Below are 21,115 nucleotides of genomic sequence, written 5' to 3'. Positions count from 1 at the left end.
CTGCACCGCACGAAAATATCTCTGGGAAAAAGGTTACGGTCTTTAATCAAAACAATAAACGTGCTGATTATGGGAAGATTAGAAACCCAGGGTGCGGAATGAACGTTTTTCAGGCAATGACGACCTTTGTGGCTGTCGTGGAAACCGGCAGCATGGCTGCGGCGGCTGAACGATGCAGCATGTCTTCCACCATGGTGGGCAATTACATTCGTTTGCTGGAAGAACGGGTTGGGGCCAGCCTGCTGCGCCGCACAACGCGCCGGCAAAGCCTGACGCCGTTTGGCGCGGTCTATTTTGAGAAGTGTCGTGAAATTATTGCGATGCTGGAGGAAACCGACCGGATGGCGCAGGCCGCGCAGACGGTGCCGGGCGGCAAGCTGCGCATTACAGCGCCCGTTACGTATGGGACGGAAAGCCTCACACCCCGGATGGTGGACTATCTGCAACAACACCCCACGGTGGATGTGGAAGTGGTGCTGACGGAACGCAGCGTGGATCTGACGGAAGAAAAATTTGATGCCGCTATCCGCCTTGGTCTGCCGGGGCCCTCCACGCTGATCTGTCGGCGTCTGGGCGATTATCAGATGACGCTGTGTGCTGCGCCGGATTATCTGGAGCGGCGGGGAGAACCTTTTACGCCCGCGCAACTTCAGGCGCATGACGCGTTGTCTTTCCCTTATCCGGCCAGTTCTCCCATGCACTGGGCAGGGCGGGAATGGCAGCTGGAAGGACCGAAAGGGAAGGTTGTGGTGGAAATTCTGCGCACACGGGCCGTCATGAACAACACGCAGGCGTTGCGGAAAGCTGTGCTGGCCGGGATGGGCCTTGCCATGCTGCCGGCGGATCTTGTGCGGGAAGATTTGCGGGCCGGGCGGCTGAAGGCTGTTTTGCCGGAATACCGTTTGCCGTCGCGGCCGGTTTACCTTTTGTATCATAAGGACCGTTTCAGCTCGCCCACGCTGCGCTCGTTCATCAACTTTGTGGTCAGTGCTCTGGGCGGCATTGCGACGCAGGGCCGATGACAGCATCCCTGTCTGCCTTCCAGCGCAAGCGGTATATTCTGACGGCAATTATCGGCAATGTTGTCGAATATTATGATCTGGTCATTTATTCGTACTTTTCCGCCTTTATCGCCCGGACGTTTTTCCCGGCAGATTTGCGCTTTTCCCAGATCGCGCTGGCTCTTGCCACGTTCGGTCTTTCTCTGCTGGCGCGGCCCGTGGGGGCATATGTCCTGGGCGGCTATGCGGACAGAAAAGGTCGCCTGCCGGGGCTGACAGTCTGTATGGCGCTGATGGCAACGGGCAGTGCGCTGATTGCCTTCTGCCCCGGTTACGCGGTGCTGGGCTCCTTTGCGCCGAGGCTGATCGTGCTCGGGCGCCTGATGCAGGGCTTTTCTCTGGGGGGGGGAGTTTGGGGTGGCGACATCCTTCCTGATTGAACAATCCCCCCATCAGGAAGCAAAGCGGGCGAGCTGGCAGGCGATTGGCCAGATTTTGGCGTCACTATGCGCCTGTAGCGTTGTGCTGACGCTGGGGGGGCTGCTGAGTGAGCAGGCTTATGCCGCCTATGGATTCCGCATTGCGGCTGTTCTTGGCTCATGCGGCGGACTGGTGAGGCTGGCGCTCCGGGCATCTCTAGGGCCGCGTGAAGTGGCACCGCAGGTGGTTGTGGCCCCAAAGCCTGTCAGCACGGAACGCTATACCGGTCTGCGCATCATGCTGGTGATGGGCATGGTCAGTCTTGGCAGCGGCATTACGTATCTGGGGTTTTACATGCCCCATTTTGCGCAGAGCGTTTTTCATGTCTCGCCGCGCCAGACCTACTGGGCCGCGTTTGCGACCTATGCTGGCCAACTCCTGCTGACCCCGGTGCGCTGGCGGCTGGCGGAGTATTTTGACAGAACAAAGCGCATTTATCCCATGCTCTGTTCCTGCGGCGGACTGGTTCTGCTGCCAGCCCTCATGGCCGGATGGATGCCGTGGACGCCGGTTATGGTGATGCTGTGCCCGCTGCTCCTGAACGTGCTGGGGCTGTTCTATTTTGCGTCGCTGGATGGATATATGGGCCTGCTGTTTGGCAAGGCGCACCGGGGGCGTGGCCTTTCAGTCGGCTATTCTCTGGGCGTGGCGACGTTTGGGGGGCTGGCTCCCTTGGTCAATGGCGCGATTATCCAGTTTTCCGGCTATCAGAGCGCGCCACTTTATTACGTTATGTTCACAGCATGCCTTGCAGCGCTGGCCGTCAGGCTGGGGGTCAGTTTCCTGAAAGAGCGAGAGTCTGCCTGACCCTCAGGGTGCTGAGGCGGCAGGCGAGGGTGCCTCAAAACTGTCATTATCAAGCTCAGATTTATAATGTCGCCACGATTAAGCGATTTATCTTTTGGAGAAGATTCGTAACGATTGTCAGGCGTCATGCTCTTTCAGGAAACTCCGCCTCATGTCTCGTCAGAAGATTTGCACTGTTGCCGGTCCCTCCAATGCTCTGCTGCGTTCCATGCGCCGCAAGCGGCACCTGATGGCGGCAACTGTTCTTGGCGCTTTTGTGCTGGGTGAGTCTGCCTCTGCGCAGACTGTCTCCAGCCCGTCCACAACAGGCCGGTCCAACGGTGCCGTAGCCCCTGCAAATGCGGGGAAAGGCAAGGCTGGTCCCGCGCGGAAACAGGCGCGCCCGGCCCGCTCTGCCGACCGTGAGTCCAGTGAGTCTGAAAGCCTCGATATTCGTGGCAGCAGGCGGAATGCCCCCGGCGGCGGGATGATGCGCGTGGAGCATGATGCGCGCGCCACGCAGTCCGTTACCAGCACCTATATTGGCATGCAAAGCCCGACCAGCGCGCCGCTGGATCTGATTGCCAATCTGCCGAGTGTGAATGTGTCTTCCTCAGACCCCAGCGGTATTGATGGCAGCTCAATCACCAGCCGCGGCCTGAATGACGTGGATATCGGCTTCCTGCTGAACGGCATGCCGATTGCCAATGGCTCCTCCACCTCCGGGGCCAGCTTTATTCAGAACTATATTGATTCCCAGAATATCTCGGTTGAATCCATGACGCCGGGTTCCATTTCGGTGGAAGATCCGCTGACGTCTGCCGCCGCAGGCTCGCTCTCCATTACAACCCGCAAGCCGTCTGACAAATTCGGGGGTACGATTTCCGGCAGTTACGGCTCCTTCAATACGTCCAAGGAATTTATCCGTCTGGATACGGGCCTGTTGGGGAATTCGGGCATCAAGAGCTATGCCTCGTTTTCGCACACCCGTGCGGATGCCTGGCGCGGGTCGGGCAATAGTGACCGGAAACATATGGATTTCCGCGCCCAGAAAACATTCGGGCAGAACAGTTCGGTCGATCTGTTTGTGGGCTACAACCACTATGAGTCCTACCTGAACCGCTATCCGACGATGGCGAACTTCCTTAACGACAAGCATGACCGGCCTGTTTCCCTGCCGCTGAGCTATTTGGCGACGTATAGCCAGACGTCGCCCAGCACCTATTACGCGGAGCGTGGCACAAACAAGGACCAGTTCTACGCCTCTTTGCCAATAAAACTGGCGTTGAACCACGTTTTCAGTGTGAGTGTGGTGCCATATTACCAGCGGGCCGCCATTACGCTGGATAGTGCGACGCGCATGCGTGAAGGCTACACCTATGCCGGGACCACGCTTGAGCAGATTGATCTGGACGGGGACGGTAAGGTCAAAAAGGGCACGTATTATAACGCGGCCAGTGCTGCGCAATCCCTCAACCAGCAGGGGGGCGTTGTGGCGGCCCTGCACTGGAACCTGAAGGACAATTCAGGGCAGGTTGGTTACTGGCATGAAGAGAACAGCTATTCTTTGCTGACGCCCATGATGCGCATGAACCAGACCACCGGCGCGCGGCCTTCCGATACGGATAAATCGGCTTATCTGCGCACCACGGCGGGCAATATTTATTATTCCACCAACTATCTTGGGTCCTACAGCCTGAATTCCGGCTTTCTGGAAGACACGCAGTATTTCCTGAACCACAAGATGAGCCTGCGGGCTGGCATCAAGGTGACGGCCATGACCCTGCGCGGGCAGGATTATCTGCCGGGTGGGGCAGGCAAGACGTCTCAGACGTTCGTCTCGCCGACGCCTCGTGTTGCGTGGTCCTATGACATTGATAAGCGCAATCAGGTTTACATCAACGCGGAGGGGGATTTCCGTGCGCCGTCTCCGGTGGGGCTGATCACGCGTTACAGCACCACAACCGGCAAGATGACGACCTCCGGGGCCGGGGCAAAGCCGCAATATTCCATCAAGGAAGAAATCGGCTATCGCTATTCCGGCAATCTGCTGGTGGCGGATATCAGCGCCTTTAACTTCAATGTGTCCAACCGTCTGCTGTCACTGAACACCTATAGTAACGATGTGCAGGTGAGCCAGACCATGAACGCGGGTGGTGAGACCATTCGGGGTGTGGACGTTATGCTGTCTACCCGGCCGTTGCTGCACCGTTTCCGCCCGTATGTGTCGTTTGAATATCTGCACGCGACCATGGACAACAACCTGCCGACAACTTCGAGCAGCGGTGTGGTGGATTACCTGCGGACCAAGGGCAAAACGCCTGTCATGACGCCGAAATACATGGCGAGCGTGGGGCTGACCTACAATGAAGGCCCGTTCTTCCTGAACGCCAGCCTGCATTTTACGGCCAAGCAGTATTCCACCTTCATGAACGATCAGGCGATGCCGTATTACTTCACCAATACGATCGCGCTGGGCTACCATTTCCCCAAGGTGTGGATTGCGCAGTCTCCCACGTTCCGCCTGAACTTCTCCAACGTGACGGGGCAGAACAAGCTGGGAAGTGTGTATTCCTTCTCCAACAACGCCAAACCCACGGTTGGGGTCTATGGGCATAAGATTGCGGCGGACTCTTCCCCCACGTATGCGCCGCTGCCGTCCTTTTCCATGATCGGGACGGTCTCCACCTCGTTCTGAGTCCTGAATTTCTGAGGGGGAGGGGGAAAAATCTTCTGGCCTCTGCGCGCAACGCTGCATAAGTTGCGCGCAGGTTCAGGAGCTGACATGTCTTTGGAAAATCTTGCCCGAACGCTGGAGCGCTCAGGCGATTATCGTGTGCTGCGCCGCCTGCGGCCGCATTGGCTGGAGGCCATGCCGCAGGGGCGCAGAGTGCGCAAAGGTCTGTTTCTGGACCTTGAGACCACAGGGCTGGATGCAGCCCTTGATGAAATTATCGAAATTGGCATGGTGCCGTTTGCCTATACGCTGGATGGCGGCCTGATTGGCGTCTTGCCGGCTTTCAGCCGCCTGCGTGAACCCTCCGTGCCCGTGCCGCAGCGTATCACGGAGCTGACCGGGCTGACGCAGGACATGCTGGCCGGGCACAGCATTGCGCCGGATGAGGTGGCCGATTTTGCGGCCGATGCCTCTCTGGTGATTGCGCATAACGCCGCATTTGACCGTCCGTTTATTGAAGCCTTTTGCCCCGCCTTTGCGGAAAAACCGTGGGCTTGTTCCATGGCAGATGTGCCGTGGGACGAGGCTGGCTTCGAGGGGCGGAAACTGGGCTATCTGGCAACACAGGCCGGGTTCTTTTTTGACGGTCATCGCGCCACGGATGACTGTCTGGCGAGCCTTGCGCTGCTGGGCTATTGCGGCTTCCCGGAGGGGCGAAGTGCGCTCTCCTATTTGCTGGATCGCGCCCGCTCGGTCTGGGTGCGGATCTGGGCAACGCAGGCACCCTTTGAAAGCAAGGACGTTCTGAAGGCCCGTGGCTATCGCTGGAATGACGGCATGGACGGGCGGCCTAAGGCATGGTTTATCGACCTGCCTCCTGAAAAACGGGAGGAGGAAGAGACCTTTTTGCGGGATGAGATTTACCGGCGGGGTGTTGAGCTGACTGTCAGTGAGATTAAAGCCACAGACCGCTTTACGAGCCGGGTTTAGGACAAACGTGCTGAAAGTTTTCTTTGGTGCAGCGGGACTGCTGTGCTTGTCTTCCGTAGCAGTGGCTCCCGTTGCCAATGCTGCAAGTTGCCCAGATCTGTTTGCCAAAGGTGTCCCGCCAGCCGTCCTGTCCGAGACGGCACGGATCGGGACTGTTATGCTGTGTAATGACCAGTATGCCGTGTTGGCCTCAGAACAGACGCGCGGCCCGCTTTGGTCTGCGGAAGATCTGACGGAAGAAAATCTGGAAATTGCCGACAAGATGCAGCGGCATGACAATTTTCAGCCGGACACGCGCTTGCCTTCCACCATGCAGGCATTAACCGCTGATTATACCCGCTCTCATTACGACCGTGGGCACATGACGCCCAGCGGGGATGAGGCCGGGGCGGCGGCCCAGAAACAAAGCTTTCTGCTTTCCAACATTGTGCCGCAAACGCCGGAGCTTAATCGTGGCCCGTGGGAAGGGGTGGAAAGTGCCGTGCGCGGCTGGGCGCGGGAGGAAGGGGAGATTTTTGTGGTGACCGGACCGGGTTATGATCCGGACCAGTTCAGAACTATCGGCTCCCATCACATTCCCGTCCCGACCGTGACATGGAAAGCTGTGTATGACCCGGCCGGGAATGGCACGGGCGCGTATGTCTGCCTGAATACCGCGCGACCGTCCTGCCGGATTACCAGTGTCGCGATGCTGATCCGGCTGGTGAATATTGATCCGTTTCCGGCACTGCCTGCATCCATGAAGGATCACGTTTCAGGCATGCCGCCTATTCGGGAAAGCCCCTATGCGCTGGCTAAACAGGACCGGACCCGCAAGTTGCTGAAAGAATGGGGTAAGAAGGCCGCACAGAAAGCCCTGCGCGCTCTGGTGAAGTCTCTGGTGCCGTAACGCTGGCGGAGAGCCGAGGGCCGTTTAAGGCGCCAGCACCCGGCAAGCCGCCAGATCCCACGCGGCACAGCCGACGGATTTGAAAAAGATGGGACGGTCTTTCGGGGGCGAGGTGTGTAGGGCAGAAGCAAGTGCCCGCACATCTGCCCAGTTGACGCCTGCCTGAATGAGATCGCCGGCCTCGCTTGGGGCGCCAATCGGGTCATCCACATAGAGGGTGCTGTTCCGCACAATTTGCGGGCCAACTTCAATCATGTCGGGCTGGAAGGCCCCGACACCAACCACCAGACAGTCTGGATCAGGTGGTCCGTCATACAAAACCTCCCGGCTGCTGGTGACGGTCAGGACGACATCAAAGCGCTCTTCGTCAGGGCGTTCGGGGCGGATATGTAAAGGCAGGTCGGCCTGTTGCTGGCAGAAGGTGGTCGCGCGCTCCGGCGTGCGGGCGCGTACCACAAGCGTGGCGTCAGGATACAGGGCGGCAAAGGCTTCACAATGGGCGCGGGCCTGCGTGCCGGTGCCAATTATCAGCACGCGTCGCACGGGCCCACGCGCCAGAAGCTGAACGCCCAGCAGACTGATGGCTGAGGTGCGGCGCATGGTTACGGTTGGACCGTCCAGTGAGAAGAGGAGCTCGCCGGTATGGGCGTCGGCACAGGTGACCTGGCCCTGAATGGTGGGGCGGTCAGTGCCGGCATTGTCCGGGCAGATTGTCAGTAGCTTGGTGACAAGAAGATCCTGACTGACCGAAGGCATGGTCATCAGGAGCGTGGAGCCGCCGGGGACGGGGACGACGCTGCGTTCGGGGCACACAATGGAGCCCTCTGCATAGGCCTGAGCCGTCAGGGCCAGAGCGTCTACCAGAGCCGGAAAGGGGAGGGCGTCACGGGTCTGGGCGGCGGAATAGTGTTTCATGCGCGGGATTATGCCAGAAAAGGGCAGGGAAAGCGCGTTTTAAACCGCCGCTAGCGGTCGATATGGCCGAGGTCCTGCTGAGGGGAAATGATATCCCGCACTCTCTGCTTCAGCTCTTTCGGGCCGGGGAAGCCGCCATCTCGCTTGCGCTCCCAGGCCAGCTGATCATCCACATGGATTTCAAACCGGCCACCGCTATCCGGCACCAGTGTCACGCCGCCCAGCGTTTCTCCAAACGTGGAAAGCAATTCCTGCGCCATCCACGCAGCCCGCAAAAGCCAGTTGCATTGCGTGCAGTAGTGGATGGTGATGCGTGGTTTACTGTGCGTCATGCGGATCTCTTTTCAGGGGCAGGCGTCTGACACGAGAGCCTTCATGCCATGAGCAGACGGTCTCTGCCAGAGGTCTCATCTGGCGGCAGCATACACTGCGGCCAGACCTGTCAGGAAAAAATCCGGGATTTTACTCCGGGATTTTTGAGATTTCCTCAGCCGCCGCGGTGAGGATCTGCGTAATGCGCTTAAGAGCATCCGGGGAGCAGCCGCGTTTGCGCATCATGGCCTGTTTGAGGGCGTGGCGCGCCTGATGCAGGGCATCAGCGGCTTCCGGATCAACCGCGTTGACCCCGGCAAAGGCTTCCCGCACTTCGCTCATGCGGCTGCCAATGCGAGCGAGGGTTTCCAGAATACGGTCTGCCTGCTCGCGGTTTTCTTCCAGAAAAGCCCGGCCTTCGTCCGTCAGGCTATATAGCTTGCGGTTGCCCTGCTGAGTGACGGAGGTGTGGCCAATTTCTTCCAGATAGGTGAGAGCCGGGTAGACCATGCCGGGGCTGGGCGCATAGAAGCCGCCGGATTTTTCTTCCAGCAGGCGGATCAGTTCGTAACCATGTGCAGGCTGTTCAGCGAGCAGGGCGAGCAGGATGAGCTGGAGTTCCTCCGAGCTGAGTTTGCGGCCTTTGGGGAATTCTCCTCTGCCGGGGCCTCGTCCGAAGCCCCCTCCAAAACCGCGGCCAAAGCCCCGGCCTCCGCCGTGGCGTTCGCCGCGCGGTCCGGCGGCGTGGTGAGGATGACGGGAGGGACGATCGTGTTTCTGTGTTTTCATCATGTCTTACGATATAAATATCTTAAGATAGATTTCAAGACTTATTTTTTGATTTATTATGAGAAATGCATCAGGCCTCTGCGGGGATGATGGCTTGATCTGCTCCCAACTCTCACGCATCATCTAAAAACGTGCAGCATATCAAGCTTTTACAAGGTCGGGGCCGCAGGCGTTAGCCTTATGGCGCTTCTGTTCAGTGCGCCCGTTTTTGCGGCGGAGGGCCGTGAGAGCCAGCCGTCCAAAGCCGAGATGGACAGCATCAATCGCCAGGTTGCGGCCATTCAGAACCCGCAGGATCGTGCTGCGGTGCAGAACCAGAGTCTGGTCTGGAAGATGACGACCTTCCTCTGCCAGAGCGCTGCACGCGCACCGCTGACGCGTCTGGGAGCAGATGATCGGTTTTTTTTGCAGGATGATCAGTCCGGTAGTCAGGTGCTGGTCAGTTCCTCTTTGTTGCAGGGGCGGGGGCAGTTCCGGCAGGCGGCAGATGGCATAAGCTGGACGCCCTTCCAGTGGTCCTGCCATCTGGACCCCGCCACGGGCAGCGTGAAGAGCTTTGAAGCAACGCCTCTTGCGGGCGCTGGTGCGGCTGGCGTGTCAGCGTCGTCCGCTGCCCGGCATACCCCGGTCGCCTGTCAGGCCGCGCATCTGAACGTGACGCTGGATGACCGGAACGGCGCGTTTGATGGTATGTCCCAGTCCGGCACCGTGCTCACCGTGCGTAATACAGGGGCGGAAGCCTGCACCCTGCCGCCAGTCCCGCTTGTGCAGTTTGAAGACAAAAGTGGGGCTAAGCTGTCTGTTTTCAGGCGCTCACCTGTTCGGGCGCGTCAGCCCGGTCCTCATGGGGCCAAAGCCACGCAGCATGTTGAGCCTGCCCTTATAGAACCCGGCGCTGTGCGTGAGGCCACACTGCACTGGGTTTCCGGTGAGGTGTTTGATGACAGCCATAATTGTGTGCAGCCCGCATGGCTTGTGCTGAAGGTCGGGCAGGGGGAGCAACGGGCCGCTTTTAAAGGCCATCTCTGCGCGCCTGCCGGGGCGCATCAGGTTTTTGACCAGAGTGCCCTACAGGCGCATACGGATGCACAGTAAGCATTTTAAAGAGCCGATTGTGCGAGGTATACGGTGTTTCTGCGGCAACTGACTTATCTGATTGCGCTGGACCGGTGCCGTCATTTCTCCCGTGCAGCGGAAAGCTGTGGCGTCTCTCAGCCTGCTTTGTCTGCGGGTATTCGCCAGCTTGAAAACGAGCTTGGGATTACCATCATCCAGCGGAACCGGCGCTTTTATGGCCTGACGGAAGAGGGCAAGCGTGTGCTGGTCTGGGCGCGCCAGACACTGGCCGCGCTGGACGGGTTGAAGCAGGAAGCTGCTTTTGCGCAGGATATTGCCGGAGGCTCGCTCTCCATTGGCGTTATGCCGCCCGCCATACAGGTTGTCCCGCTGCTGCTGGAATGTTTTCGCGCGGCTGTTCCGGCTCTGCATGTGGAAGTGAAGGTTTATTCCAGCGCAGACATTACCCGGATGCTCCGGGAGCATCACTTGCAACTGGGCATCATGTATCTGGACCAGTTGCCGGGTGACGGCGTGTTTGAGGCGCGGCCTTTGTATGCGGAACAGCATGTGCTGGCTGCGGCGGCTTCGGTCCAGCTTCCTGCCGGTAAGCACTGCTCCTGGGCGGAGATTGCCTCACTGCCGCTGTGTCTGCTCAGCCGCAATATGCGCAGCCGGCAACTGGTGGATGCCGGATTCAGAGACGCTGACGTGACCCCGACCGTGATGCTGGAAACCGATGCGCTGGAACTGTTGCATGCGGAACTGCTCGGCGGCCGTCTGGCCAGTATCCTGCCGGTGGCGGCGTTGCCGGAGCGGGTCGGGCTTTCCGGCCTTCAGCTCAGACGCATTAACGGATGTGCATCGCCCGATGTCGGGCTTGTGCGGCTCACCCAACCCAACACAAGCATGTTGCTGACGCGCCTGTGGGATGTGGCGCAGACCCTGAACGTGGCAGACATTTATTCAGTCTGATAAGCAGGCTTTATCACCTGATCATTACAAACATTTGGACGAAGGCCCTCGGTTTTTCGCATTGTCCCGCTTCGTGCAGGAGGGGGTGCCATGCGCCGGGATACTATCATGACAGGTCAGAGCATGGTCAGACCTGATGGAGGCTTGCTGGGCAGGCTCTTCTTCGGTGGTCCGCGCACGTCCTGGCGCAGTAAGCTGAGCTGGCTGCTTGAGCCCTCGGTCATGGACGTGATCTTTGCCGTCCGCTCCTCCCTGGCAGCTGTCCTGTCCTTGCTGATTGCCATGGGCATGGAACTGGACAGCCCCCAGTGGGCTCCGCTGACAGTCTGGGTGGTGGCGCAATCCTCGCGCGGGGAAAGTCTGTCCAAGGCGCGCTGGCGTATCGCCGGGACGGTGCTGGGCTGCTGTATTGGGGTGGCGCTGATTGCCGCTTTCCCGCAGGCCTCCGCTCTGTTTTTCTGCTGCCTTGCTGTATGGATTGGCCTGTGCTGTGGCGGAGCGACCTTTCTGGAAAGCTATCGGGCGTATGGTCTGGTGCTCACAGGCTTTACCTCAGCCATTGTCGCCACGGGTGCCATTGCGCAGCCTGATCAGGTTTTTGATATCGCCATTGCGCGCGGCACCTACATTATTCTGGGTGTGGTGTGTGAAGCCCTTCTGGCTGTCCTTTTTATGCCCACCTTGCAGACGCAGGCCCGCAAACGCCTGCTTGACCGGCTGAACGGCGCTTTCCAGACGGTGCGGCATGTGGTGTCAGATCTGGTCAGCGGGCGGGCGGATGCCCAGACGCAAGGGCAGGTTCTGACAGACCTGATGGCGGCTAACGCCCGCATTGAGTTTGATGCGCTGGAAATGGGGCCTCGCACCCACGCAGCAGACCACGCCCATGCGGCCCTCGCGGCCATGATTATGGTGTTGGCCCGTGCGCGGGGTATGGCGTTGTTACTGGAGCCGAAAAATGAGGGAGCGCAGGCAGATGTCCCGCTCCCGGCCTCCCTTTACGCGGATTATGATATTGCCCGGCAGCATATTGAGGCCTGCGCGCACCCAAAACGCGGAGATCGCTTCCGTTTTAAAATGACCTCCCGTCGCCATGCGCTGGAAGCGGTTGAAAACGGTATCCGTTCCTGCGCGGGCATTCTGGCTGGCTGGCTGGTGTGGGAGGTGACGGGCTGGCCTGCGGGGGCTGGCTTTATCTCTTTTGTGGCGTTGGTTTATGGTCTGCTGGCGACGCGGGAAAATCCCATTGTGGCTTCCACCCCTTTTTTGAAAGGGGCGCTCTGGTGTGCGTTTGCTGCCGCCATTTATGCATTCTGGATCATGCCTGCGGTCACAGCCCCCGAGGTGCTGATTGTCATGCTGATGATCGTCATGACAATTGGTGGTCTGGCTGCGCGGAAGCCGGCTACTGCGGGGTATGCCTTTTCTTTTAATATGTTCTTGCCCGTTCTGATCGGGCCGGGGAACCAGAGCCGCTTTTCAGAAGAAGCCTTTTTCAACAACGCCATGGCCTTTCTGGTCGCCGTGACCTTTGTTGGCTGGACGTATCGCCTCGTCCTGCCATTCCGGGTGGACTCTCACATGCGGCGCACGGCCCGTTGGGTGGAGCGCAGGCTGAAGGCTCTGGGGGCACCGGGTAGCCGGGTGACAGTGCATCAATGGCTTGCAGAAAGTGCCTCCAGCCTTGTGCGGATTTTGCGGAATGCGCAGGGCGTGCCGCAACCTGTCCGGCTGGCCTATATGCAAACGCAGTTTCGCGCCATGACCATGGGCATGCACATTGTTTTCCTGCGGGATGTGGCGAAGGACCCGGTTCTGCCGCTCAGCGCCCGACGCGGCATTCAGGTCTTTCTGCGTAAATGGGTGCAGACGGGTACAGACGCCACGGCATGGGCCGGGATGACGGAAGGATGGCTGTTGCGGCAGATGCACGGTAAGCCGTTTGAGGTGCAGGAAACCCTGCAGAAAGCGGCTATCAGCCTGCGTATTCTGGCAGCTGAACGGCCAGAGGATGTGCTGTCCTGAAGAAAATCGGCTTCTGTGAGGTCTTTCTTTTTTTGGGATGGGGGAGTTTTTCCCGCTGCATGAGTGGTTTTGGATCAGGGAATTTTTGTAAAACGGCAAACCGGGTGTAGTTTTCCGGCCAGAGTATCCCGCTGGTAAGATTGGAGAGCCCTCGTGAACGTCAGAAATGCTGGCAAGAAAGGCCTGACATTAAAAGTGCTGGCCGGATTGGCTGCTGCCTTTGGTGTGCTGGGTGGCGCAGGCGCAAATACCTGTTTGGCAGCCAAATCCGCTGCGGCAAGCACGTTGAATATTCCGCTTACACCTGCAAGCCAGGTGCAGAAAATCAGCACAACGTATCGCTGTTCCGGTTCTCAGGAACTGCTCGATAAACTCGCAAAACCGCTCGTCTCCGTCACCTATCTCAATGCCGGGGCGGTCAGTCTGGCTGTGCTGCCGGTGGAAGGAGAAACACAGGTTTTCTCTAATGTCATTTCCGCCTCTGGCGCCCGCTATACGGCCAATCGGTTTGAATGGTGGAGCAAGGGCGACACGGCTTTTTTCTCGGAAGTGGGGGCGGAGGACACGAAGCCTTTAACCTGTCAGGAAACGGATAAAGCAGCTTCGCGCAAAGGGCGTTGAGTGATGCGAGCCGGGAAAAAGAGGCAGGCATACGTGCGCTGGCTCCTGAGGTTTTGAGCTGACCTATGCTTTTTCTTGAAAAAGGAAGCCGCAGCTTTCTGCATGACCGGCAGTTAGGGTGCTCTCTGGCCCTTGTGGCGGGAGCAGTGAACGTTGCCGGGTTTCTGAGTGTTGGGTCTTATTGCGCGAACATGACCGGCAATGTCACAGCCTTTGCCATCGGTCTGCAAAAAGGGCAGGCCGAGGAGGTGTTGACCTGCGTTGCCCTGATTGCCAGCTTTTTTCTCGGCGCGATGATGTGCACGTTTCTGGTCAATGGCGGTCGCAGGCGCGGGCAGAAGGCGATTTATGCCTATAGTATTCTGCTGGAAGGTTTACTTCTCGCCACGATCAATCTGGCACAGTTTTTCTGGCTTCCCCCATCCGGGCACCATATTTTGCCACCGCTGGGGCTGAGCTTTCTGATGGGGTTACAAAACGCCACAGTCACCCGGATTTCCGGCTCAGTCGTGCGCACAACGCATGTGACCGGAATGATTACCGATCTGGGAATTGAACTGGCAGACTGGGTCGATGCCTTCCGGCATCCTGTTGATCCGGAACACCATGCAAAAACGGTGCTACGCCTGCGGCTGCATAGCAAAATTATTGCCTGTTTTATCGCAGGCGGGGCGGTAGGAGCTTTTGGCTACACCACATGGCCACGCTTTTTTCTGATGGGCGTGGCCTGTGTCGTCATTGCTCTGGCGCTGCCAGGTATTCTGGCGAACGCGTTTCCAGTATCGTCTGGTCAGACAGAGCGGAATACAACGCCCCCGCCGTCTCTCTGAGAAAAAGCATCCAGCAAGAAAGCAGTTTCTTGAAGTGGCCTTCTTGCTGACAGATGCCGCGGGAGCGGTTTACTTCAGAAAGCCGACAATTTTTTCAGCTTCAGAAACAATCGGCTCTGCAATCGCCTGTGCGCGCTGAGCGCCGAAGCGCAGCACGTTGGCCAGATGGGTTTCATCCTGCATCAGGCGCGTGGTTTCCTGCGCAATGGGGGCAATGGCGTTGACCACAACGTCGGTCAGCGCCTTTTTGAAGGGGCCAAAGCCTTCGCCCTGATGGCGCGCCAGAACCTCTTCCACGCTCAGGTCAGCCAGAGCCGCGTAAATGGTCACCAGATTTTTGGCTTCCGGGCGGTCTGCCAGTCCGGCAGGCTCTGCGGGCAGCACATCGGCATCCGTTTTGGCGCGACGGAGCTTCAGGGCAATTGTGTCGGCATCATCCGTCAGCTCAATACGGCTCTGGGCAGATGGGTCCGACTTGGACATCTTCTTGGTGCCGTCGCGCAGGCTCATCACACGTGCTGCTGCGGGCGGGATCAGCGCTTCGACTTCCGGGAAGAATTCAACGCCGTAGTCATGGTTGAACTTCTGGGCGATGTCGTTCGTCAGTTCCAGATGCTGCTTCTGGTCTTCCCCAACCGGCACGCGGGTAGCTTTGTAGGCCAGAATGTCGGCCGCCATCAGGCTGGGATAGACATACAGGCCAGCGGAATGGTTTTCCCGGTCCTTGCCGGCCTTGTCCTTGAACTGCGTCATGCGGTTCAGCCAGCCAAGGCGGGTTACACAGTTGAAAATCCACGCCAGCCGCGCATGGGCGGATACGGCAGACTGGTTGAACAGAATGTGCTTGTCCGTATCAATCCCGGCGGCCAGCAGGATCGCGGTCTGCGTCAACGTCTGGTTGCGCAGTTTTTCCGGGTCCTGCCACACCGTGATGGCATGCATGTCCACAAGGCAAAAAACGCACTCATGGTCGGCCTGCAGGCTTACCCAGTTGCGGATGGCTCCCAGATAATTGCCAAGCTGCGGAATGCCGGAGGGCTGAATGCCGGAAAAAATACGTTGCATAAGGATACCAGTGCCTGCGTCAGGAAAAGGAAGGGTCAGGGAAGGGGGGCTTTATGGTCCAGCTCTTCCCGCTCCAGCGCGACCATGCCAGCCGATTTGCGGGTGGTGCGAGCGGCTGCAATGTCTGCTGTGGTAATTTGCGGTGTGGGGCTGGTCTGCCCGCGGGAAGACAGCCACGTCAGAATCTGCGCCACCTGTTCATCCTGCAGGTAGCGGAAAGGCGGCATTTCGGCCTCGTAAGGCTGCCCGTTGGCTTTGATGGGACCGCTGACGCCATTCATCAGCACATCAGCCAGATATTTCCGGCCTTCCGGTGTGCTGGCAATGCGGTCAATCCGTCCGACAAGCGGGGGGACCGCGCCGGGCATTCCGTCGCCACCATGGTGGCAGATGCCGCAGTTTGTCCCGTACAGGCCAGCCCCGCTTTTAGGGGTGCAGGCTGTCAGGAAGAGAGCAGCCCCGCTTGCGGCAAGAAGAGCGGGGCGAAGCCGTTTGAAAAACGTCATGAGACTAAAAAGACCTGCTGGCTCCACATGGGCGGAGCCAGCTTTGGCAACATGCCGGGGTTAGCGCGTGTGCGTCACACCCAGCAGCTGGATACGGAAGATAAGCGGGCTGTCGGACGGGATAACGCCCATGGCTTTGTGGCCATAACCCAGCTCAGGCGGCACATAGAGCATCCATGTATCGCCTACGCGCATCATCGGCAGGGCTTCCATCCAGCCTTTCACAAGGCCTTCCAGCGGCATCTGCATATAAGCGCCGTCACCATGCTGTTCTGAACTGTCAAAAATGGATCCATCAGGCAGACGGCCTTCATAGATCAGCATCATGACGTCACCCGGACGCGGCTGGTCGGCGTCTTTCTTGCCAGACTGCAGAACCTTATAGGCCAGCCCGTCCTTCAGCACCGTCACACCAGGCTGGCTTCGCAGCTTGTCCAGCTGCTGCATGGGGGTCAGCTCGGGTTCTTCCTGCTTGTGGGAGCCACAGGCCGTAAGAGAAACGGCCATGCTGGCCGCAAGCAGATAGGGGATGATGTTGAAACGACGGGTCATGGTCCTCTCGGCAATCTAGAAAGAATGGCAGATGTCCAAAAGCTCAGAGAGCGCCGCCATTGCGGCCAATCTGTGCTCCCAGTCTCAGACGCAGCGCGTTCAGTTTGATGAAGCCCTGTGCGTCAGCCTGATTATACGCACCTTCATCATCCTCAAACGTCACGACACGGGTATCATACAGGCTATTGGGGCTTTCGCGACCAACGCAGATGACATTACCCTTATAGAGTTTAAGACGCACGCGGCCTGAAACGGAATGCTGAGACGCATCAATCAGCGCCTGCAGCATACGGCGTTCCGGGGAGAACCACAGCCCGTTATACAGGATGGCGGCGTAGCGCGGCATCAGGCTGTCTTTCAGGTGCATGGCTTCACGGTCCAGCGTAATGGACTCAATGCTGCGATGTGCCGTCAGCAGGATGGTGCCGCCCGGTGTTTCATAAATGCCGCGGGATTTCATGCCCACAAAGCGGTTTTCCACCAGATCCAGACGGCCAATGCCGTTGGCTTTGCCCAGCTCGTTCAGGCGGGTGAGCAGGGTGGCCGGAGACATGGCTTCGCCATTGATGGCAACCGGGTCACCGCTGACGAAATCAATGGTGATTTCCGTCGCTACATCCGGGGCTGCTTCCGGAGAAATGGTGCGCTGGAAAACGATTTCTTCCGGGCCAATGGCCGGATCTTCCAGCAGCTTGCCCTCAGAGGAGGAGTGCAGAAGGTTGGCATCGACGGAGAACGGCGCTTCGCCGCGTTTGTCCTTCGCAATGGGGATCTGGTTTTCTTCAGCGAAGGACAGCAGGCGGGTGCGGGAGGTCAGATCCCACTCACGCCAGGGTGCGATAACCGTGATGTCGGGCTGCAGGGCGTAATAGGCCAGCTCGAAGCGAACCTGATCGTTCCCTTTGCCGGTTGCGCCGTGGGCAACAGCGTCGGCCCCAACAGCGCGGGCAATCTCGATCTGGCGCTGAGCAATCAGCGGGCGGGCAATGGAGGTGCCCAGCAGATACTGGCCTTCATACAGCGTGTTGGCCCGGAACATGGGGAACACGAAGTCTTTGACGAAGGTCTCGCGCAGATCTTCGACGAAGATTTCCTTCACGCCGAACATCTCAGCTTTCTTGCGGGCCGGTTCCAGTTCCTCACCCTGACCAAGGTCAGCCGTAAAGGTGACAACCTCACACCCGTAAGTCTTCTGCAGCCAGCGCAGGATGACGGACGTATCAAGGCCGCCGGAATAGGCCAGCACAACCTTTTTGACATCTTTTCTGGCGGCAGTAGCGGCCATGAGGCAGGTCTCCTGAATCTGATAAAATGAATAAAGTCCGAAGAGTGTCCTAGCACCAGCGGGGGAAGGGAGCCAGAGCCCAACCCCCGCTGAGCGTGGTCTGATGCAGAAAAATCAGCTTTGAGAAGTGCGGATGCGCTCACTTTCGGTTTTCAGCTGCCCACAGGCGGCCAGAATATCGCGCCCGCGCGGTGTACGGATGGGGGAGGCAAAGCCTGCGGCCATGACGATATCCGCAAATTTGTTCTGCTGTTCCCGCGTGGAGGGGCGGTAGGCGCTGCCCGGCCAGGGGTTGAAGGGGATCAGGTTGACCTTGGCGGGAATGCCGGAAATCAGCCGGACCAGTTCCCGCGCGTCGGCCTCACTGTCATTCACGCCGCGCAGCATGATGTATTCAAACGTGATGCGGCGGGCATTGCTGGCAGCCGGGTAGCGGCGGCAGGCGGCCAGGACTTCCTCAATGGGGTATTTGCGGTTGAGCGGCACAATCTCGTCCCGCAGGTCATTCCGTACCGCATGCAGGGAGACAGCGAGGTTGATGCCTAGTTCATCCCCGCAACGGTCCATCAGCGGTACAACGCCAGAAGTGGAGAGCGTAATGCGGCGGCGGGAGAGGCCAATGCCTTCACCATCCATGATAATCCGCATGGCCTTGGCGATGTTTTCGTAATTATAGAGCGGCTCACCCATGCCCATCAGTACGATGGTGGAGAGCAGGCGGGGCGTGTCACCCTTGGGGCTGGGCCATTCGTTATAGGAATCCCGCGCCGCCATGAACTGGCCGACAATTTCCGCAGCGCCAAGGTTGCGCACCAGTTTTTGGGTGCCGGTATGGCAGAAGGTGCAGGACAGCGTACAGCCAACCTGCGAGGAAATGCACACAGCCCCCCGGTCTTCCCGACGGTCCGGGATATAGACAGTTTCAGCTTCCTGCCCGTCACGGAACCGGAAAAGGAATTTACGGGTTTCGTCCGAGGACGTCTGGACTGTTGCGGCTTCCGGGCGACCAACAACAAACCGTTCCGCCAGCTTTTGCTGGAGCGGTTTGGCAATGCTGCTCATCTGCGTGAAATCGGTCACGCCCTGATGGTAGATCCAGTGCCAGAGCTGTTTGGTCCGAAACGGCTTTTCCCCGATTTCGACCAGAATGTCGGTAATTTCCTCACGCGTCAGCCCCACCAGATCGCGTCGCCCATCCGGCAGAGTGGCCGGAGGCGGGCTGAACAGGGCGGCTTTTGCCAGAATACGGGCCCGTTCATCCGCATTGAGCGAGGCTGCGGCCTCTGCATCGTGCGATGGTGTGGGATGAGCAGAATTACCTGAAGACATGAACGGCGCCACTACTGGAAGGGAGGAAAGGAGCCCTTATAACAGAGAAGGGCCCGGCAAGCACCGGACCCTTGATAAATTATCCTGATCTTTCTGCGCAAAGCCGTTGGATCAGCTGTTTAGGAGCTGGTCCTGCAGCCAAACCGCTCGCGCGTTCAGCGTTCAGGGCCAGAAGGTTTCCTTACGGCGTGTGCGTGGGGGCGCCGGACGGTTGCGGGGAAGCCTGCAAACCCGAGCGCAGCCATGCCGCGATATTGGTTTTGGCCGGATCAATCCCGCCCAGAATCGCGCTGATTGTCTGCGCGGAATAGGCGTCTGGCGTCGTGTCCGGAGAGATCGGGAAGGAAGGGCGCGGAATATCAAACGTCATCGCTGGCTGTTCCGCCTCTGCTGTGCTGCCTGCCATGCTAGCCTGCTGGAGGCCGTCAGACTGGATGTTGGCCACTACAGAAAGGTGGTCCGCATCCTGATGCAGGCCAAAATACAGATAGGCGTAAGAGGCCGCGGCAGAAAGCACATCCCGCATGGCGATGCGATACCGGTTATTTCCATCGGATGGGAGCGCGCGGGCATGCAGTGTCGCCGGATCTGTTGAAATCACCAGTGTCTGATTTTTCAGATCATCCTGGAGCGTGAGTCCGTCCTGCTCGTAGCCACGGAGCAGAGAGCTGCCCGCTTCCGTCACGCTGTCCTGCGGGGCAGGGGCATTGGCGGCAGCATTATACGGGCGAGGGGCAGCCTGGGCACCACCAGTGATGCCGAGCAGGCCGGTTGCAACGCCAAGCATCATGATGATTTTGCGCATAAGCGACAGACTTCCTTAAACTATGCTGTGAGAAGATTTTATTACTTGGAGAATGTGGCAGAAAAAGTGATCTTTCGCCACGTATTTGCCGAGCAGGCAGTAATAAAAAATCTTTTAAGGAAGTGTTTTTACAAGAACGGGCAGCAAGACTGCTTGAGGAAGCAGTCCTGCCGGACTGTTTTAACCGACGAGCGGAACCCGTTTGGCCGCAATCAGGAATTCCCGGTTGCCTTCCGGCCCCGTAATGGGGCTCGCTTCGATCCCCAGCACAGACCAGCCGGGCAGAGCGCTCCACCAGTCATGGATCATCTGGCACACGCTTTCATGCACCGCTGGGTCACGCACAACGCCTTTGGCCCCGATCTGGTCACGGCCTGCTTCAAACTGCGGTTTGATGAGAGCGACGGCCCAGGCGTCATCTGTTGCCAGAGACAGGGCGGCAGGCAGCACTGTCCGAAGGCCGATAAAGCTGGCATCGCAGACAATGACAGACGGGGCTTCCGGGATCTGCGTGCTGTCCAGATGCCGGGCATTGCACTTTTCCATCACGGTCACGCGGGCGTCAGACCGTAACTTCCATGCCAGCTGCCCGTGTCCAACATCCACAGCATAGACATGCCGTGCCCCGTTGGTGAGCAGCACATCGGTAAAGCCACCAGTAGAAGCACCGACATCCAGACACACGCGGTCCTGCGGGGAAAGATCAAAATGAGTGACGGCGTGAGCCAGCTTGCAGCCGCCGCGGGAAACCCACGGATGCTGCTGGCCACGCACGTCCAGAGGCGCGTCCTCGGCAAGCTGATCACCTGCCTTGGCAACGCGTTTTTCTCCGGTGAACACTAGCCCGGCCATAATCAGGGCCTGAGCTTTTGTCCTGCTTTCAACCAGCCCCCGGTCAACAAGCATCTGGTCAACACGACGGCGCGCCATCAGATCAGGCCGTCTGCTCCGTCAGCGCCACACCCAGCGCGCTGAGAGCGGTTTTGACGATGTGGGGGGCGGTGAGGCCGGCCTGCTCGTACTGAGCGTCCTGCGTGTTATGGTCGATGAAGATATCGGGCAGGGTCATGGGGCGGAAGCGGACATGGTCCAGCAGGCCGGTATTGGCCAGATGCTGGCCCACCTGTGCGCCAAACCCGCCAATCGCGCCTTCTTCCAGCGTGATCAGCACCGCATGGTTGCGGGCCAGATTTTCCACCAAAGCGGTATCAATCGGCTTGGCAAAGC

General features: G+C 58.8%; 22 protein-coding genes. 11 read left to right on the top strand and 11 right to left on the bottom strand.

What is annotated here, in order from left to right; all coding sequences use genetic code 11:
* The first annotated feature begins 98 nt into the window (after positions 1 to 98).
* The 6 genes from AD928_RS05955 to AD928_RS05935 all read left to right on the top strand — a co-directional run bounded on the left by AD928_RS05955 (position 99) and on the right by AD928_RS05935 (position 6,823).
* Positions 99 to 1,022, top strand: a complete 924-nt coding sequence (locus tag AD928_RS05955) for a LysR family transcriptional regulator (RefSeq protein ID WP_062249069.1) — start codon at positions 99 to 101, stop codon at positions 1,020 to 1,022.
* Positions 1,019 to 1,441, top strand: coding sequence for an MFS transporter (locus AD928_RS15195; protein WP_233419973.1), 423 nt, complete (start codon positions 1,019 to 1,021; stop codon positions 1,439 to 1,441). Before AD928_RS05955 ends, AD928_RS15195 begins: the two co-directional genes overlap by 4 nt.
* Positions 1,419 to 2,288, top strand: a complete 870-nt coding sequence (locus AD928_RS05950) for an MFS transporter (RefSeq protein WP_233419972.1) — start codon at positions 1,419 to 1,421, stop codon at positions 2,286 to 2,288. Before AD928_RS15195 ends, AD928_RS05950 begins: the two co-directional genes overlap by 23 nt.
* Positions 2,289 to 2,439: 151 nt before the next feature.
* The gene (locus AD928_RS05945; protein ID WP_062249044.1) at positions 2,440 to 4,965 is read left to right on the top strand and encodes a TonB-dependent receptor; all 2,526 of its coding nucleotides are present in this window, start codon (positions 2,440 to 2,442) and stop codon (positions 4,963 to 4,965) included.
* An 87-nt stretch (positions 4,966 to 5,052) separates the two neighbouring features.
* Complete coding sequence (locus tag AD928_RS05940) at positions 5,053 to 5,934, top strand: 3'-5' exonuclease (RefSeq protein WP_062249041.1); 882 nt, start codon at positions 5,053 to 5,055, stop codon at positions 5,932 to 5,934.
* A gap of 7 nt (positions 5,935 to 5,941) precedes the next feature.
* On the top strand, positions 5,942 to 6,823 hold the full coding sequence (locus AD928_RS05935) for a DNA/RNA non-specific endonuclease (protein ID WP_233419971.1): 882 nt from the start codon (positions 5,942 to 5,944) through the stop codon (positions 6,821 to 6,823).
* 24 nt (positions 6,824 to 6,847) lie between these two features.
* Here the strand turns inward: AD928_RS05935 and AD928_RS05930 are convergent, their stop codons facing one another.
* The 3 genes from AD928_RS05930 to AD928_RS05920 all read right to left on the bottom strand — a co-directional run bounded on the left by AD928_RS05930 (position 6,848) and on the right by AD928_RS05920 (position 8,842).
* Positions 6,848 to 7,738: a delta(1)-pyrroline-2-carboxylate reductase family protein gene (locus tag AD928_RS05930; RefSeq protein ID WP_062249036.1), complete on the bottom strand. Its 891-nt coding sequence runs from the start codon at positions 7,736 to 7,738 to the stop codon at positions 6,848 to 6,850.
* A 50-nt stretch (positions 7,739 to 7,788) separates the two neighbouring features.
* Positions 7,789 to 8,070: an Rdx family protein gene (locus AD928_RS05925; RefSeq protein ID WP_062249034.1), complete on the bottom strand. Its 282-nt coding sequence runs from the start codon at positions 8,068 to 8,070 to the stop codon at positions 7,789 to 7,791.
* Positions 8,071 to 8,200: 130 nt separating this feature from the next.
* Positions 8,201 to 8,842, bottom strand: coding sequence for a PadR family transcriptional regulator (locus AD928_RS05920; RefSeq protein WP_233419970.1), 642 nt, complete (start codon positions 8,840 to 8,842; stop codon positions 8,201 to 8,203).
* 177 nt (positions 8,843 to 9,019) lie between these two features.
* Between AD928_RS05920 and AD928_RS05915 the strand changes: the two genes are divergently transcribed.
* The 5 genes from AD928_RS05915 (at position 9,020) to AD928_RS05895 (ending at position 14,346) form a co-directional block, all read left to right on the top strand.
* A complete protein-coding gene (locus AD928_RS05915) occupies positions 9,020 to 9,934 on the top strand; it encodes a DUF4232 domain-containing protein (RefSeq protein ID WP_062249032.1) in 915 nt (304 codons plus the stop codon).
* A gap of 33 nt (positions 9,935 to 9,967) precedes the next feature.
* Positions 9,968 to 10,870, top strand: a complete 903-nt coding sequence (locus AD928_RS05910) for a LysR family transcriptional regulator (protein WP_062142111.1) — start codon at positions 9,968 to 9,970, stop codon at positions 10,868 to 10,870.
* Positions 10,871 to 10,960: 90 nt separating this feature from the next.
* The gene (locus AD928_RS05905) at positions 10,961 to 12,895 is read left to right on the top strand and encodes an FUSC family protein (RefSeq protein WP_062249029.1); all 1,935 of its coding nucleotides are present in this window, start codon (positions 10,961 to 10,963) and stop codon (positions 12,893 to 12,895) included.
* Positions 12,896 to 13,048: 153 nt separating this feature from the next.
* Positions 13,049 to 13,516 (top strand): MliC family protein, encoded by a 468-nt coding sequence (locus AD928_RS05900; RefSeq protein WP_062249027.1) that lies wholly within the window; start codon positions 13,049 to 13,051, stop codon positions 13,514 to 13,516.
* A 65-nt stretch (positions 13,517 to 13,581) separates the two neighbouring features.
* The gene (locus AD928_RS05895) at positions 13,582 to 14,346 is read left to right on the top strand and encodes a YoaK family protein (protein ID WP_062142108.1); all 765 of its coding nucleotides are present in this window, start codon (positions 13,582 to 13,584) and stop codon (positions 14,344 to 14,346) included.
* A 69-nt stretch (positions 14,347 to 14,415) separates the two neighbouring features.
* On the opposite strand, the gene trpS is transcribed toward AD928_RS05895, so the two are convergent.
* The 8 genes from trpS to AD928_RS05855 all read right to left on the bottom strand — a co-directional run.
* Positions 14,416 to 15,411: a tryptophan--tRNA ligase gene (trpS, locus tag AD928_RS05890; protein WP_062249025.1), complete on the bottom strand. Its 996-nt coding sequence runs from the start codon at positions 15,409 to 15,411 to the stop codon at positions 14,416 to 14,418.
* A gap of 35 nt (positions 15,412 to 15,446) precedes the next feature.
* Entirely contained in the window at positions 15,447 to 15,917 is a 471-nt protein-coding gene (locus AD928_RS05885) for a c-type cytochrome (RefSeq protein ID WP_062249023.1), read from the bottom strand.
* 60 nt (positions 15,918 to 15,977) lie between these two features.
* Positions 15,978 to 16,469, bottom strand: coding sequence for an FKBP-type peptidyl-prolyl cis-trans isomerase (locus AD928_RS05880; RefSeq protein WP_062142105.1), 492 nt, complete (start codon positions 16,467 to 16,469; stop codon positions 15,978 to 15,980).
* Positions 16,470 to 16,512: 43 nt separating this feature from the next.
* The gene (locus tag AD928_RS05875; protein WP_043550972.1) at positions 16,513 to 17,754 is read right to left on the bottom strand and encodes an argininosuccinate synthase; all 1,242 of its coding nucleotides are present in this window, start codon (positions 17,752 to 17,754) and stop codon (positions 16,513 to 16,515) included.
* A 114-nt stretch (positions 17,755 to 17,868) separates the two neighbouring features.
* A complete protein-coding gene (gene rlmN / locus AD928_RS05870) occupies positions 17,869 to 19,083 on the bottom strand; it encodes a dual-specificity RNA methyltransferase RlmN (RefSeq protein WP_062249021.1) in 1,215 nt (404 codons plus the stop codon).
* A gap of 181 nt (positions 19,084 to 19,264) precedes the next feature.
* Positions 19,265 to 19,888 carry a hypothetical protein gene (locus tag AD928_RS05865; RefSeq protein WP_062249019.1) on the bottom strand — a complete coding sequence of 208 codons (624 nt, stop codon included), beginning with the start codon at positions 19,886 to 19,888 and terminating at the stop codon, positions 19,265 to 19,267.
* Positions 19,889 to 20,068: 180 nt separating this feature from the next.
* Positions 20,069 to 20,818 (bottom strand): TlyA family RNA methyltransferase, encoded by a 750-nt coding sequence (locus tag AD928_RS05860; RefSeq protein WP_062249016.1) that lies wholly within the window; start codon positions 20,816 to 20,818, stop codon positions 20,069 to 20,071.
* A 4-nt stretch (positions 20,819 to 20,822) separates the two neighbouring features.
* The coding region (locus AD928_RS05855; protein WP_324609186.1) for a transketolase C-terminal domain-containing protein at positions 20,823 to 21,115 on the bottom strand (293 nt) is incomplete at its 5' end.

It is taken from the genome of Acetobacter cerevisiae, from assembly GCF_001580535.1.
Lineage (GTDB): Bacteria > Pseudomonadota > Alphaproteobacteria > Acetobacterales > Acetobacteraceae > Acetobacter > Acetobacter cerevisiae.
Note: the sequence above shows the minus strand (reverse complement) of the source record. Positions and strands in the feature narration are given on the sequence as shown.